Genomic DNA, 13,893 nt, shown 5'->3' on the forward strand with positions numbered 1-13,893 from the left:
ATCTCCTATTCGGCGACGCTCTTGCGCCCCACGAGGAGGGCGGACAGCGGTCGGAACGGCTGCAGCCAGGCTCCTTCGTCGGGCAGCGATTCCAGGCTGACGCGGGGCAGCGGTTCACGGAACACCCCGGGGATGTCCTCGAGATCGACGAAGTCGAGGATCTCGGACGTGACCGCCCAGCTGGCGTGCTCGCGGAAACCCAGCACCTGCACCGCGATGCCCGCAGCTGCGAGCTCTTCGAGAGGTTCGCGGAACGCCTGCCCGTCCGCCGACGCCACCATGACGCCGGCAAGGCCGCCACGCCGGCGCAACTCGATGTGCTCGAGCATATCGGAGTCGACGTCGCTGTCCTCGTCGATCTTGGGCTTGGCGAACACCGCGAAGCCCACATTGCGCAGGGCTTCCACCCACGGGCGCACCACGTCGGCGCTGCCCGGGGCGATGTTGGTGAAGACCGTCGCCTCGGGTTCGAGCGGAGTACCGGTCCGGCGGGACAGATCGGCGGTGCGGCCGAGAAGCCAGCGGCCGAGTGCGTCGAACCGGGGACGGTATGCGGCGGTGGGCCGGCCGCCGAGGATGGCGCCGAGACCCATATCGAGGTTGGGAGCATCCCACACGAGAAGGACACGACCGGGCTGGTCGCTGCCGCCGACAGGCCCGCTGTCGATGGCGGTGGGGTCGGTCGTATCGGACAGCTCTTCGTGGACGCTCATGCTCCGATCTTCCCCCAGACCATTTCGGCGATGGTGCTGCCCACCTGGTGGGCCTTCCCCTCGAACTTGGTCACGGGTCGCTCGAGGCTGATCGGCGACTCCCCCGACAGGGGCTTCAGCAGCGGCTCGGCGTCTCCGGTTTCCCGGATCGCTTCGGCGTATTCGGCGTGGTCGGTGGCGACATGCAGCACACCGCCGGGCACGAGGCGATCGGCGATCAGGGAGAAGGTGGGGGCCTGCAGCAGCCGGCGCTTGTGGTGCCGGGCCTTGGGCCACGGGTCCGGAAAGAAGACCCGCACCCCGGTCAGCGATCCGGGAGCAACCATCTTCTCGAGCACCTCCACGGCGTCGCCGCGCAGGATGCGCAGGTTCGTGACCGGGGAGTCGGTGTCGAGGGTGCGCTCGATGCGCTGCAGTGTCTGGGCGAGGCCGGGCCGGTAGACCTCGACGGCGATCAGATTCACGTCGGGTTCGGCCCGCGCCATCGAGACGGCGGCGGTTCCCGTTCCGGATCCGATCTCGAGCACCACGGGTGCCGAACGCCCGAACCACGCGTCGATGTCGAGCTGGTCGTCGCCGACGTCCCGGCCGAGCTGGGGCCAGAGCCGGTCCCACGTCAGCTGCTGGGGTTCGGTCAACGCTCCCCGTCGGGACCGGAAGCTCGTCACCCTCGGGTAGAGGCGATTCCCGCGGGTGGGCTGCTCGTCGAGCAGCTCGGTCGTGTCTTGATCGGCGTCGTTCACCCGACCATTGTCACGTATCCGGCGAGTGGGTGGCAGGAGTGACGGAAGGGACCACAGTGTTTTCTCAGGCTTGCACCGGGATTTTCAGGGTCTGAGCCTCGTTTACCCGGGATTTTGCACAGTTTTCCGGCCCGCGGTCGCTTTTCTTCCCACCGAGATCCCCTCACATTCTCAGAATTGCGTCGAGTGTTACCCCTGCACGGCAGGGTGTCTTCTGACACAATCCGCGCCGACGATCGGGGGATGTCGATGACGGAGGACCTCTGGCACCGGCTCGCAGGAGACGTGGAGCGCGTCGACAGCGTCGCCGGCCGCGCTCTGCACGCCGTGGTGCGCGACCGCGCCGCACCGCTACGGATGCAGGTTGCCGGACGAGTCGGCACCGGATTCCGGTCCGTGCGGGACGCCGTCCGGGCCTCGGCCGGTGCCGACGGCACCGTCGAGGTCGAGAGTGTGGCCGTCGACGTGCCGGACACAGCCGATCCCGTGTTCGACGGGGACGTCGTCGTCTACGCCGTGCCGGTCCGGCTCGATCCCGCGTCCGTGCATCCCGCCGACCGGTCCGCTCTGTCTCACATCGACGCACGACGTGTCGTCGTGGTGGTCGTCGGCGGCACGGTCGAACATGTCGATCCGGTCGCCGCGACACTCGGCCTCGGGGCGTTCGCCGTCGGTGATCCCGCGCTCACCGACGCGATTGCCGCACGACTGGCCGCGGCCTCTCGTCTCCGCGACGAGCACCTTGTGCGGATGGTCGCGGGGATCGCCGCCACACCCGCCGCCCGCGACCTGATCGAGGCGGCACTCGACGCGGCGAACCTCTCGCGCCGGGTCTCATGACGACCGGTGCCGACGATGTGGTGCGCCGCTGGAACCCTCGGGGCTGGGCGCGGCTCCACGAACCTTCGTCGCGGGCCGTGCGCGTCGTGGGTCTCGCGGGGTCGGGAGTCGGAGCACTGTGCGGTGAACTCGGCCGGCTCGGCGGTGTGGACGTGGTCCGCGACGGGCCGGCGTCGGTGGTGCTGGTGGTGTTCGACGCGTCGGCGGTGATCGGTCGCACCGAACTGGAGATGATCGCCGACGCCGCCGCCGACGCGACCGAGGTGGTGTGCGCCCTGACCGGTACGGACCGGTATCCGGGGTGGCGCACGGTGCGCGACCGCGATGTCGCCCTGTTGCACCGGCACGCGACGTACCTCCCGCGCGTCACCGTCCTCCCGGTGTCGGCGGAGATGTCGCGCCGCGCACGGGAGGTCGGCGGCGACGCGGGTTCGGTGCTGTTGCTGGAAACCGGAATCGTCGAGCTACGCGATGTGCTCGCCGCAGCGGTCGATTCCGCGAGCGACCCGCGACGTGCGCGCGGAGCTGTCGTGTCGCAGACCCGCCGCATGATCTACGACGAGGTGGACGCGCTGCGTGCCGGTGACGACACAGCCGGTCTCCGCGCCGAGCGGCAACGACTGGCGCTGACACCCATGCCCGCGGCCCCACCGGACCTCCAGCGCGCGCGGGTCGAACTACTCCAGGACGTCGCAAAGGAGATCCGGGGAGTGGCCGCGTCGATCCGTGATGTGCTCGACGACACCGGACGGCCCGCCGACGACGTGGCCGGTGCACTGGACGCACACCTCGAGGGAGTGCGCGCCCGCCTCGCCGCCGCTCTCGCCTCACGGGCCGGCGCGGCGCTGCACGACAGCGACGGAAGACCGCCCGAGTGGACACGTTCACCGCTGCCGGAGCCCGCGCGCACCTTCGAGGACCGGCTGACACTGGTCGTCGGCGCATCGGCCGGTGCGGGCCTCGGGCGGCTGCTCGTCACCCCGTTCGGTGAGATCCCCGGCGTGGCGGTGGTGGCCGTCGCACTCGGCGGTGCAGTCCCGGCGGGATGGTGGCTCGTTCACGCGCGGCGCCGGATCGCGCACCGCGAACGCGTGCGGCGCTGGGTCGGTGAAGAGCTGGCGACCGCCCGTGCCGACCTCGAGGCATGGGTGCGCGCGTGCACTTACGAGGTGGAGTCACGCGTCCTTTCGGCGGCTCGGAGCGCACACGACGCACAGACGAGCCGACGGCGGGAACGCGTCTCCGCGCTCGACGAGGAGATAGGACGGCTCACCGGCGAAAGGCGCGCGCGAATTGCGGCGTGCGAGCGGGACCTCGCGGCGCTCGGGCAGCCCAGGGAACCGGGAGGGCGTCCGGTGCGTCGAACCGATCGAACGGCGAATCGGCCGGGAGCGACCGTGCCGGGGATGGGGGATCGATCGGATGATGGAAACGTTTCCGGGTGACGACAGCCCGAGTGGGCCGAGGACCGACGTGTTCGACCCGGTGGCCGCGTCCGTCTGGGCAGACGGAACGGAACCCGCCGCAGATCTGGACGGGGACGGAATCTACGACACGGTGATCTTCGGCAGCGAGGTGTTCGACAGCGGCCTGTCCGCAGGTGGAGCTCTGATCGTCGCCACCGATACCGACCTCGACGGGCACACCGACAGGCTCACCGCTGTGGAGGACAACGGCGACTACGGCGTGTGGGAGTTACACCGCGACCTCGACGGAACAACACGCTGGACACGCGTCGACCACGGTAATCTGGAACGCGATGTGGATCACGAAAACGGTGGCGAGTGAGCGCCACCGTCTGTACGAGGGGGGTAGGTGAAGGTATTCTGCGCGCTCTCTGAATCGTTCATGTGACATTTCCGACCGGCCCCGAGTGTTACCGGTAGGACATCCACAGTTAGCCTCTACGAATAGGACTTCCGGCGCCCGCTTCGCCGTCCGGCCACGGATGAAGCTGGTGGTACCCCTGCCGAGAGGGGAAAAGCCCGGGTCTGCCACTGTCCCTGCGTCATCGGCGCAGGTCGGGGGAGGGATCCGGTTCCGGGCACACCCCAGGAGAGTTTGATGACCTCAGCGACCATTCCCGGTTTGAACGGTACCGACGACAAGCTCCCGACCCAGCATGCCGAGCTGCTTGCCTGGGTCCAGGAGGTTGCCGAGCTCACCCAGCCCGATCGCGTCGTGTGGGCCGACGGATCCGACGAGGAATGGGACCGGCTGACCGCTCAACTGGTCGAGGCGGGAACGTTCACCCGTCTCAACGACGAGAAGAAGCCGAACTCGTTCCTCGCCAACTCCGACCCGTCGGATGTGGCGCGTGTCGAGTCCCGCACCTACATCTGCACCGAGGACGAGATCGGCGCTGGCCCCACGAACAACTGGATGGCGCCGGACGAGATGCGCGCCCTCATGACGGAGCTGTACCGCGGCTGCATGCGCGGACGCACGCTCTTCGTGGTGCCCTTCTGCATGGGTCCGCTCGGTGCCGACGACCCGAAGCTCGGCGTCGAGCTCACGGACTCGGAGTACGTCGTCGTCTCCATGCGGATCATGACCCGCATGGGCACCGCCGCCCTCGAGAAGCTGGGCACCGACCGCCCCTTCGTGAAGGCGCTGCACTCCGTCGGTGCGCCCCTCGAAGCCGGTCAGCAGGATGTCGCGTGGCCGTGCAACGACACGAAGTACATCACCCACTTCCCGGAAACCCGCGAGATCTGGAGCTTCGGTTCCGGCTACGGCGGCAATGCGCTCCTCGGTAAGAAGTGCTACTCGCTGCGCATCGCGTCGGCCATGGCCCACGACGAGGGCTGGCTCGCCGAGCACATGCTCATCCTCAAGCTGATCTCCCCTGAGAACAAGCCTTACTACGTGGCCGCGGCCTTCCCGTCGGCATGCGGTAAGACAAACCTCGCGATGATCCAGCCGACCATTCCGGGCTGGCGCGCCGAGACCCTCGGCGACGACATCGCCTGGATGCGCTTCGGCGAAGACGGCCGCCTCTACGCGGTGAACCCCGAGTTCGGTTTCTTCGGTGTCGCACCGGGTACGAGCGCCGACTCCAACCCCAACGCGATGGCCACCATCGAGGCCGGCAACACCATCTACACCAACGTTGCCAAGACCGACGACGGCGACATCTGGTGGGAGGGCATCGGCGGCGAGACCCCGTCGCACCTGACCGACTGGCTCGGCAACGACTGGACGCCCGAGTCCGGCACCAAGGCCGCGCACCCGAACTCGCGGTACTGCACCCCGATGTCGCAGTGCCCGATCCTCGCCCCGGAGTGGGACGACCCGCAGGGTGTGCCGATCTCCGCGATCCTGTTCGGTGGACGTCGCAAGACGACCGTTCCGCTGGTGAGCGAGTCCTTCGACTGGCAGCACGGCACCTTCCTCGGCGCGACCCTGTCGTCGGAGCAGACCGCTGCCGCCGAGGGCACGGTCGGAACCGTCCGCCGCGACCCGATGGCGATGCTGCCGTTCCTCGGCTACAACGCCGGTGATTACCTGAACCACTGGATCAACCTGGGTAAGAACGCCGACGAGACCAAGCTCCCGAAGATCTTCTACGTCAACTGGTTCCGTCGCGGCGAAGACGGCCGCTTCCTGTGGCCCGGTTTCGGCGAGAACTCGCGCGTCCTGAAGTGGATCGTGGACCGTATCGAGCACAAGGCCGACGCGCAGTCCACACCGATCGGGTACGTGCCGACCGCCGCCGACTTGACCCTCGACGGACTCGACGTCGAGACCGCCGATGTCGACGAGGCACTGAAGGTCGACGTCGAAGAGTGGAAGCAGGAACTGCCCCTCATCGAGGAGTGGTTCGAGTTCCTCGGCGAGAAGGTGCCGTCGGGTATCCGTGACGAGTTCGAGGCACTGAAGCAGCGCCTCGGCTGATCGAACGTACTACGACGAATGCCGCTGTCCACCGGACAGCGGCATTCGTTCTATCCGAGGGCAGAAGCGGTCGGTCTCTTGCTGTTCGCTCGGGGGTCCGGTCCCGAGGCTCCGGGAGCGGAACGCCGATGTCGGTGGAGCGCTGCGGGGGCGGGATCCGGCCGTATCCACTCCGGCTCGATGACGACTGTGCCGACTCGGGACGTGGTTGTCGACTGATGTCTGGAAGAGGTAGATCTCGAGCCGCCAGGAGAGCCGCAAGAGTCCCGACGACGGTCGAACGCGCGGACCCGGCCTACGTCAGCCGGCGAATCGGCGGACGAGTTCCTCGACGCGGCGCTCCTGGTTCCCCGGTGAGTAGCGTGCCGCGAGCCAGAGTGTCGCCACGCCGTGCATCGCCCCCCACAGGACCTCTGCCCCCGTGTCGAGATCGGCCGGCGGGTGGCCGACGTCGCGCAATACGTCGACGATCGAGCCGAAGGCGTCCCGCAGCGCGCGGGGCGTGTCGTCGGACGCGAACGGCGTCCTGATCGGTAGACGGAACATCGCCTCGTACGTAGCCGGGTTTCGCGCGGCGAAGTCGAGGTACGCCGTGACGAGCGCGCGCAGGCGCTCGGCACCGGTCACGTCCGAGGCGTCCGGCAGTGCGGCGAGCGCCGCCGCGAGCTCGTCGAAGCCGACGAGTGCTACAGCCGTGACGATCTGGGACCGGCCCTGCGGGAAGTGGCCGTAGAGCACAGGCTGGCTGTACTCGATCGCGTCCGCGAGTCGCCGCACGGTCACGGCCTCCCAGCCTTGCTCCTCGGCCAGAGTCCGGGCGGAGGCGACGATCCGCTGCTCTCGTTCTGCGAGCTGTTGTGCCTTGCGCGCTGCTGCCGGTGTAGTCACGACTCGGAGTCTAGCGCCGCTAGGTTTCTGCTGCTACATTTACTAGCGTTGCTAGATTTTCAAATCATCCGAGGGAGTCTGACATGGACTGGTTGTCGATCGTCGCCGTGGTGGTCGTCGGACCGATGGTGGGTGTGGAGGCGTCGGTGGCGTTCGTCATCAACCCGATCGTCGACCGGCTGCCGGGGAACGCGGGATTGCTCGCAAGGAGCGACGGCGGGCGCATGCTCGGACGGGCAATGCCGTTCTGGTACGTCGGGTCTCTGGTGCTCACCGTCGCCACGGCGCTGCTGTCACCCGTCGCCTGGGCGGCCTGGACGTCCGCCGCCCTCCTGGCGCTGAGCATCGGCCTCTCGGTCGCAGTGCTCGTGCCGATCAACAATCGCTCGAAGAACTGGACGCCGGAGACTGCACCGTCGGACTGGCGCGAGCAGGTCGGGCGCTGGGATCGGTACCACCTTGTGCGCATCGCGCTGCTCGTCGCGGCCTTCGCGCTGCTTGCTGTCGCGGCCGCGGCCTGAGGAGTCGTCCGCTCCGAGGTCCAGGGCACGACGAACCGGAGACCGCGGCCACCCGCAGCCACAGCCTCCTCGCCTCCTCTGGGAATAATGCCGACTAGCGGATACGTTCGTACTTCGATGGGACCTCCGCGTCCGCATGCGGCGACGGGATGGTGCAATAGACCACAAGCTAGATCGATACGGCCGCAGCAGTGGCCACGAGGAGGACTCCACAATGGGGATCTACAACAATGTGACCGAGCTGGTCGGCCGCACGCCGATCGTGCGCCTGAACCGGCTGACCGAGGACGCCGGTGCGACCGTCGCCGCGAAGCTGGAGTTCTACAACCCGGCGAACAGCGTCAAGGACCGCATCGGTGTCGCGATCATCGACGCTGCCGAGCAGTCGGGTGAGCTCGCGCCCGGCGGCACGATCGTCGAGGGTACGTCCGGCAACACGGGTATCGCGCTCGCCATGGTGGGCGCTGCGCGCGGCTACAACGTCATCCTGACGATGCCGGAGACGATGTCGACCGAGCGTCGCGTCATGCTCCGCGCCTACGGAGCGCAGATCGTGCTCACCCCGGGTTCCGAGGGCATGAAGGGTGCGGTCGCCAAGGCCGAGGAGATCGTGGCGAACACGGAGAACGCGATCCTCGCGCGCCAGTTCGGCAACCCCGCCAACCCGGCGATCCACGAGCGCACCACCGGTGAAGAGGTCTGGAACGACACCGACGGCGCCGTCGACATCTTCGTCGCGGGCATCGGTACCGGCGGCACCCTCACGGGCGTCGGCCGCACCCTCAAGGCGCGCAAGCCCGACGTGAAGATCGTCGGTGTCGAGCCCGCCGATTCGCCGATCCTCACCGGCGGTGAGCCCGGACCGCACAAGATCCAGGGCATCGGCGCGAACTTCGTGCCCGACGTTCTCGATCGCGAGATCTACGACGAGATCATCGACGTCAAGTTCAACGACGCCATCGACGTCGCCCGCCGTCTGGGCACCGAGGAAGGCATCCTCGGCGGCATCTCGGCCGGTGCCAACGTGTGGGCTGCACTCGAGATCGCGAAGCGCCCGGAGAACGCCGGCAAGCTGATCGTCGTCGTCGTGCCCGACTTCGGCGAGCGCTACATCTCCACCCCGCTGTTCGAGCACATCCGGGACTGATTCCGTGCTCGGTATTCTCCGCACCGTTCGTGAAGATCTGCAGGCTGCGCGCGGACAGGACCCGGCCGCGCGCAGCAACGCGGAGAACGCAATCGTCTATTCCGGCCTGCACGCGATCTGGTCGCACCGGATCGCCCACAAGATGTGGGCTGTGCCTGCCCTGCGCGGCCCCGCTCGGGTTCTCGCGCAGTTCACCCGGTTTCTCACCGGCATCGAGATCCACCCGGGGGCGACGATCGGGCGACGCTTCTTCATCGATCACGGGATGGGCGTCGTCATCGGTGAGACGGCGGAGATCGGCGACGACGTCATGCTGTACCACGGCGTGACGCTCGGGGGTCGGGCGCTCGTCAAGCGCAAGCGCCACCCCACGCTGGGTAACCGCGTGACTGTCGGAGCCGGGGCGAAGATCCTCGGACCCGTCGTCATCGGGGACGACAGTGCGGTCGGCGCGAACGCCGTCGTCACGCACGACGTGCCGCCCGATTCCGTCGCGACCGGCATTCCGGCGACCGTGCGGTCGCGGCGGCAGCACGAGCCGCTCGTCGATCCGACGACGTTCATCGATCCCGCGATGTACATCTGACTGCTGCTTCGGTTTCCGCTGAAGCGAGAAGGGTGGCACCCGGTCTTCCGACCGAGTGCCACCCTTCTGCTGTGCGCAGTGCCGCGCGGATCAATCCTGTCCGGATCGACCCTGTGCGGATCAGTCCTGGTATCCGGGCGGGTAGAGAACAGACTTGGTCTCGCAGAACGCCTCGAGGCCTTCCGGGCCGTTCTCGCGTCCGATGCCCGAGTTCTTGTACCCGCCGAAGGGCGAACCGGGATCGAATGCGTACCAGTTGATTCCGTACGTGCCGGTGCGCACGCGCGACGCGATGTCCAGGCCCTTCTCCACATCGGTGGTGTACACCGACCCTGCCAGCCCGTAGTCGGAGTCGTTGGCGATCTTCACGGCCTCGTCGACGCTGTCGTAGGGCAGCACGCACAGGACGGGTCCGAAGATCTCCTCGCGGGCGATCGTCATGGAATTGTCGACGTCGGCGAAGACGGTGGGCTCGACGAAGTATCCCGTGTCGAGTCCGGCGGGGCGGCCGCCGCCGAGAACGAGGCGCGCGCCTTCTTCGAGGCCCTTGGCGATGTACCCCTCGACACGTTCACGCTGCTTGGCGGAGATCAGTGGGCCGAGCTGTGCGCTGTCGTCGGACGGCGGCCCGACGGGGAAGAACGCTGCGGTGGCGACGATCTTCTCGACGACTTCGTCGTACCGGGATCGCGGCGCCAGGATCCGGGTCTGGCCGACACATGCCTGTCCGGTGTTCATCAGGCCCGACATCACGAGCATCGCGATGGTGGAGTCGAGATCGGCGTCCTCGAGGATGATGGCCGCGGACTTGCCGCCGAGTTCGAGTGAGCACCGCTTGAGGTTGCGTGCGGCGATCTCGCCGATGTGCTTGCCCACGGCGGTCGAACCGGTGAAGGTGATCTTGTCGAGGTCGGGGTGCGAGACGAGGTACTCGCCGGTCTCGGCGCCACCGGGGACCACCGACAGGACACCCTCGGGAAGCCCTGCCTCCGTGAAGATCTCCGCGACGACGTTGACTGCCAAGGGAGATTCAGGTGCGGGCTTGAGGACCATGCTGCAGCCCGCGAGCAGGGCGGGGCCGAGCTTGTTGGCGCACAGGAACAAAGGCACGTTCCAGGCGATGACGGCGCCGACGACGCCGACGGGCTCACGGGTGACACGCGAGCGGCCGAACGAACCGGTCCGCTCGTCGGTCCACTGGAACGTCTCGGCAAGTCCTGCATAGTAATTGAGCGTCGCGAGCGACGGCGTCATCTGCATCATCTGGACCGAGGCGGCAGGCTGCCCCATTTCGGACGAGACGAGCGACGCGAGGTCGGCGGCGCGTTCTTCCATCAGCTTCGCGGCCTTCGCGATGACCTGGCCGCGTTCGGCCGGGGACATGCGGGGCCACGGCCCGTCGTCGAACGCGCGGCGAGCGGCGGCGACTGCGGCGTCGACGTCCTCGGGTCCTGCGACGGGAACCGATCCGACGCGTTCCTCCGTGGCAGGGGAGAACACCTCGAGCTTCTCGTCGGTCGACGGTTCCACCCAATGCCCGCCGATGAACAACTTGTCGTAGTCGGTCATGTCCGCTTCCTCACCAGTTGCTGTTCGCTCATGTAAAGGCAGGTTCGTGGTTCGGTGCCGACGATCCCGCGGCCCACCTGTGACCTCGAACACTAGAACAGGTTACAGGTTTTTGGAAAGAGTGCGGGCGACCGGTGGCGGGAAACCGTTGTGATGACCACACTGGAGAGTGCCTGGGGTCACGCGACGGACGGTCACGGGCCATGACGCTCGGTCACGGGCCAACGGTCAGGAGACAAACAATGGCGGAGAACAACCCCTTCGGATTCGATCCGGACGACCTCGACCGCGTGGTCCGTGAAGCCGGGGAGGAGCTACGACAGCTCAAGGACCGGGTGCTGTCGTTCCTCGACGCACCGGAACAGCCGCGCTCCCCTCGGAGCGCACCCACGCCCGAGACGACGGGCGACACCGGAGCCGGTGTGTGGGTCGTCTACAACTGCGACGAGGACGGCGTGGTGCGCGTCGACCAGGTCTACCCCGCCGAACTCGACGCACTGCGTGCGCTCAAGGGCAACACGGATCCGACCAGATCGGTGCGGTTCCTGCCGTACGGGATGAGCGTGAGCGTCCTCGACAGGCCGGACAAGACCGCGTCGGACGACGAGACGGAGACCGCCGAGGACTCCGGCCTGTAACGGGCTCAACCTCGGTGGATGTACGACTCGAGCTGGTCGCGCTCGGCTTCGAGTTCGTCGAGGCGGCTCTTGACCACGTCGCCGATGCTGACGATGCCGACGAGGCGGCCGTCCTCGACCACGGGTAGGTGACGCACCCGCCTCGAGGTCATGGTTTCGGCGAGACTGTCCACCGTGTCGGTGGGCAGGCAGGTCGTCACGTCGGTGGTCATGAGGTTCCGCGCCTGATCGGCGAGGATGGACGGCCCGCGGTGGTTGAGGCTGCGCACCACGTCGCGCTCGGTGATGATGCCGACCACCGCCCCGTCCTCGACGACGACCATCGCCCCGATGTTGTAGCGGGCGAAATCTCCGAGCAGCTCACAGATCGGCGTCTCGGGTGGGACGGTGCAGACTCCCGAACCCTTGTTCCGCAAAATCTCAGCAATCCGCATCCCGGTACCGCCGATCGATCCGCTGGAAGAGTGGTACGTCAGAGGGTAGGGCAGTGTCCCGCGCGCGCAGGACTTGGTTATCTAGTCGTGACCTGCGGCGAGGAGCGACGCGCCGGCCAGCGTGCCCAGTGCGCCGAGTTCGGCGGGCACGACGCGCACCTCGCGCAGGAAACCGAGGCGGGCATGCCGCGTCGTCGAGGCCAGCAACGGTCGCCACAGGTGCGTCCCGGACTGTGCGAATCCGCCACCGACCACAACGTGTGAGACATCCGCCAGGGCTACCGCCGATGCGATGACCTGGCCCAGCGCGGTTCCCGCGCGTTCGAGTGCGGCTGCCGCCACGCCGCTGCCTGCCTGTGCGTCGGCAGCGAGGGCGGTGCCGTCGGATCCTTCCCAGCCGTGCAGCCGCGCCCACCGCACCGCTGCCGGCCCGCTCGCGACGGTCTCGATACATCCGACCCCGCCGCACGCACACACCGCGGTGCCGTACGCCGAGACCATGTGCCCGATGTGGCCGGCGTTGCCGGTGCGGCCCGTGACGATCCGGCCGCCGAGCACCAGCCCGCCTCCGATGCCGGTACCGACGACGACGCCGAGCAGGTCGGCCACGCCGCGCCCGGCGCCGAAGCGCTGTTCGCCCAGCGCGGCGGCCGCTCCGTCCATCGCGAGCCGTACCCGGGCACCCGGGAACAGACTGCGGACCGCATCGGCCAGCGGGAACCCGCTCGCCCATTCGGTGATGTTGATGGGAAACACCGTGCCCCGCGCGGTGTCGACCGGGCCGGCCGCGGCGATACCGACCGCCGTGACCGGTTCGGTGCCGGCGACCTCCCGCAACAACGCCGCGCACGTCTCCCACACCCCTGCGGCGGGCACGGGTACGGACTGCGGTTCGAGAGGTGTCGCGTCGTCGGCGACGGTGGCCGCGGCAAGTTTGGTGCCGCCGACGTCGAGTGCCAGTGCGGTCATACCGTGACCCTAGGGGATGCCTGCAGCAGGACCCACCGGGACGTCACCGGCGTTGCATCACGAGAACCAGGTTGCTCACAAGGATTTCGCGGATCCACGGCACCTTCACGAGCCACCACGCCCACCGCGGGTGATACCGCGGGAACGCGGCGAGCAGGGTGCCTTCGGTACTCGAGCGCGCCCAGCGCAGACCGTCGGCCGCTCCCACTTCGAACAGGGACTGCCCGTACCGGTTCTTCGGCTCGTGGCCGTGCTTGCGCGCATACCGGCGCGCCGCGTACTCACCGCCGAATGCGTGCCACGGCCCGGTCTCGTGGCCCCCGAAAGGTCCCCACCACAACGTGTAGGACAGCACCATCAACCCGCCCGGTCGCGTCACCCGCAACATCTCGTCGGCCATCACCCAGGGGGCCGGGACGTGCTCCGCGACATTCGACGAGAAGCACACATCCACCGACCCGTCCCGCAGCGGCAACGCCAGCCCCGACCCGCGGATCGCGCCGCCCACCCGGAGGCCCGCCGCGTGCATCTCGGACGGGTCCGGCTCGATCGGGACATAACGGGCCCCGACGGCGTTGAAGGCGTCCGCGAAGTATCCGGGTCCGCCGCCGACGTCGACGACCGTCGTGCCGGCCAGCCCGGTGCCGGTCGCGCCGGTGTGCAGATCGCCGATCAGATCGACGGTGTCGCGGGCGAGCCCGCCGTAGAACTTGTCGGGCGCGGACTGCTCGAAACGGAAACTGCTCAGCAGGCCGGCCGACCGCCGCAACGTCGCGCGTCGTGCGAAGAGCCGGGTCACGCTGGAGTCGGGCGCGGTCGGAGAAGGCACGTCGAGACACCTTAGTGTGAGGCCGGCGGACGCTCTCCATACCTATGGCGCGGCGTACCCGTTAGGGTGTTCGTTGTCATACCTAGGCCCTCCCGGGTCACACACCGGTCCCTTCGGGA

The 13,893-nt window shown here is 68.2% G+C and carries 15 protein-coding genes; 8 read left to right on the forward strand and 7 right to left on the reverse strand.

Translation table 11 applies throughout. From position 1 onward, the window contains the following. Positions 1-5: 5 nt before the first annotated feature. Both ACLQ3J_RS04980 and trmB read right to left on the reverse strand, forming a co-directional pair. A complete protein-coding gene (locus tag ACLQ3J_RS04980) occupies positions 6-713 on the reverse strand; it encodes an NYN domain-containing protein (RefSeq protein ID WP_169622127.1) in 708 nt (235 codons plus the stop codon). Further along, the gene (trmB, locus tag ACLQ3J_RS04985; RefSeq protein ID WP_206037209.1) at positions 710-1,492 is read right to left on the reverse strand and encodes a tRNA (guanosine(46)-N7)-methyltransferase TrmB; all 783 of its coding nucleotides are present in this window, start codon (positions 1,490-1,492) and stop codon (positions 710-712) included. The genes ACLQ3J_RS04980 and trmB overlap by 4 nt, the downstream gene beginning before the upstream one ends. A 213-nt stretch (positions 1,493-1,705) precedes the next feature. On the opposite strand from trmB, the gene ACLQ3J_RS04990 reads away from it, so the two are divergent. The 4 genes from ACLQ3J_RS04990 (at position 1,706) to ACLQ3J_RS05005 (ending at position 6,193) form a co-directional block, all read left to right on the forward strand. After that, entirely contained in the window at positions 1,706-2,296 is a 591-nt protein-coding gene (locus ACLQ3J_RS04990) for a hypothetical protein (RefSeq protein WP_425902362.1), read from the forward strand. After that, positions 2,293-3,741 carry a hypothetical protein gene (locus tag ACLQ3J_RS04995; RefSeq protein WP_422423571.1) on the forward strand — a complete coding sequence of 483 codons (1,449 nt, stop codon included), beginning with the start codon at positions 2,293-2,295 and terminating at the stop codon, positions 3,739-3,741. The genes ACLQ3J_RS04990 and ACLQ3J_RS04995 overlap by 4 nt, the downstream gene beginning before the upstream one ends. 28 nt (positions 3,742-3,769) lie before the next feature. Further along, positions 3,770-4,084: a DUF6802 family protein gene (locus tag ACLQ3J_RS05000; protein WP_422423573.1), complete on the forward strand. Its 315-nt coding sequence runs from the start codon at positions 3,770-3,772 to the stop codon at positions 4,082-4,084. A 276-nt stretch (positions 4,085-4,360) separates the two neighbouring features. Beyond that, positions 4,361-6,193 (forward strand): phosphoenolpyruvate carboxykinase (GTP), encoded by a 1,833-nt coding sequence (locus tag ACLQ3J_RS05005; protein WP_169651479.1) that lies wholly within the window; start codon positions 4,361-4,363, stop codon positions 6,191-6,193. 300 nt (positions 6,194-6,493) lie between these two features. On the opposite strand, the gene ACLQ3J_RS05010 is transcribed toward ACLQ3J_RS05005, so the two are convergent. Continuing rightward, entirely contained in the window at positions 6,494-7,081 is a 588-nt protein-coding gene (locus ACLQ3J_RS05010; RefSeq protein ID WP_425902365.1) for a TetR/AcrR family transcriptional regulator, read from the reverse strand. Positions 7,082-7,164: 83 nt separating this feature from the next. Between ACLQ3J_RS05010 and ACLQ3J_RS05015 the strand changes: the two genes are divergently transcribed. The 3 genes from ACLQ3J_RS05015 (at position 7,165) to epsC (ending at position 9,335) form a co-directional block, all read left to right on the forward strand. Next, positions 7,165-7,602 carry an anthrone oxygenase family protein gene (locus ACLQ3J_RS05015; protein ID WP_425902366.1) on the forward strand — a complete coding sequence of 146 codons (438 nt, stop codon included), beginning with the start codon at positions 7,165-7,167 and terminating at the stop codon, positions 7,600-7,602. A 214-nt stretch (positions 7,603-7,816) separates the two neighbouring features. Continuing rightward, positions 7,817-8,749 carry a cysteine synthase A gene (gene cysK, locus ACLQ3J_RS05020; protein WP_169622134.1) on the forward strand — a complete coding sequence of 311 codons (933 nt, stop codon included), beginning with the start codon at positions 7,817-7,819 and terminating at the stop codon, positions 8,747-8,749. Between the two features lie 4 nt (positions 8,750-8,753). Continuing rightward, a complete protein-coding gene (gene epsC / locus ACLQ3J_RS05025) occupies positions 8,754-9,335 on the forward strand; it encodes a serine O-acetyltransferase EpsC (RefSeq protein WP_169622135.1) in 582 nt (193 codons plus the stop codon). A 120-nt stretch (positions 9,336-9,455) separates the two neighbouring features. On the opposite strand, the gene ACLQ3J_RS05030 is transcribed toward epsC, so the two are convergent. Then, positions 9,456-10,904 carry an aldehyde dehydrogenase gene (locus tag ACLQ3J_RS05030; protein ID WP_425902368.1) on the reverse strand — a complete coding sequence of 483 codons (1,449 nt, stop codon included), beginning with the start codon at positions 10,902-10,904 and terminating at the stop codon, positions 9,456-9,458. 242 nt (positions 10,905-11,146) lie between these two features. On the opposite strand from ACLQ3J_RS05030, the gene ACLQ3J_RS05035 reads away from it, so the two are divergent. Beyond that, positions 11,147-11,542, forward strand: coding sequence for a hypothetical protein (locus tag ACLQ3J_RS05035; protein WP_425902369.1), 396 nt, complete (start codon positions 11,147-11,149; stop codon positions 11,540-11,542). Between the two features lie 5 nt (positions 11,543-11,547). Here ACLQ3J_RS05035 and ACLQ3J_RS05040 read toward each other — a convergent pair whose 3' ends face one another. The 3 genes from ACLQ3J_RS05040 to ACLQ3J_RS05050 form a co-directional block, all read right to left on the reverse strand. Continuing rightward, the gene (locus ACLQ3J_RS05040; protein ID WP_169622138.1) at positions 11,548-11,976 is read right to left on the reverse strand and encodes a CBS domain-containing protein; all 429 of its coding nucleotides are present in this window, start codon (positions 11,974-11,976) and stop codon (positions 11,548-11,550) included. A gap of 81 nt (positions 11,977-12,057) precedes the next feature. After that, positions 12,058-12,945: an ROK family protein gene (locus ACLQ3J_RS05045; protein WP_422424726.1), complete on the reverse strand. Its 888-nt coding sequence runs from the start codon at positions 12,943-12,945 to the stop codon at positions 12,058-12,060. Positions 12,946-12,988: 43 nt separating this feature from the next. After that, complete coding sequence (locus tag ACLQ3J_RS05050) at positions 12,989-13,744, reverse strand: class I SAM-dependent methyltransferase (RefSeq protein WP_422424731.1); 756 nt, start codon at positions 13,742-13,744, stop codon at positions 12,989-12,991. Between the last annotated feature and the right edge of the window lie 149 nt (positions 13,745-13,893).

The organism is Rhodococcus sp. DT1 (genome assembly GCF_049844875.1).
GTDB lineage: Bacteria > Actinomycetota > Actinomycetes > Mycobacteriales > Mycobacteriaceae > Rhodococcus.

Coding starts and splice junctions, on each gene's coding strand:
- ACLQ3J_RS04980 (WP_169622127.1), bottom strand. CDS start 713: ATGAGCGTCCACGAAGAGCTGTCCGATACGACCGACCCCACCGCCATC.
- ACLQ3J_RS04990 (WP_425902362.1), top strand. CDS start 1,706: ATGACGGAGGACCTCTGGCACCGGCTCGCAGGAGACGTGGAGCGCGTC.
- ACLQ3J_RS04995 (WP_422423571.1), top strand. CDS start 2,293: ATGACGACCGGTGCCGACGATGTGGTGCGCCGCTGGAACCCTCGGGGC.
- ACLQ3J_RS05005 (WP_169651479.1), top strand. CDS start 4,361: ATGACCTCAGCGACCATTCCCGGTTTGAACGGTACCGACGACAAGCTC.
- ACLQ3J_RS05015 (WP_425902366.1), top strand. CDS start 7,165: ATGGACTGGTTGTCGATCGTCGCCGTGGTGGTCGTCGGACCGATGGTG.
- cysK (WP_169622134.1), top strand. CDS start 7,817: ATGGGGATCTACAACAATGTGACCGAGCTGGTCGGCCGCACGCCGATC.
- ACLQ3J_RS05030 (WP_425902368.1), bottom strand. CDS start 10,904: ATGACCGACTACGACAAGTTGTTCATCGGCGGGCATTGGGTGGAACCG.
- ACLQ3J_RS05035 (WP_425902369.1), top strand. CDS start 11,147: ATGGCGGAGAACAACCCCTTCGGATTCGATCCGGACGACCTCGACCGC.
- ACLQ3J_RS05040 (WP_169622138.1), bottom strand. CDS start 11,976: ATGCGGATTGCTGAGATTTTGCGGAACAAGGGTTCGGGAGTCTGCACC.
- ACLQ3J_RS05045 (WP_422424726.1), bottom strand. CDS start 12,945: ATGACCGCACTGGCACTCGACGTCGGCGGCACCAAACTTGCCGCGGCC.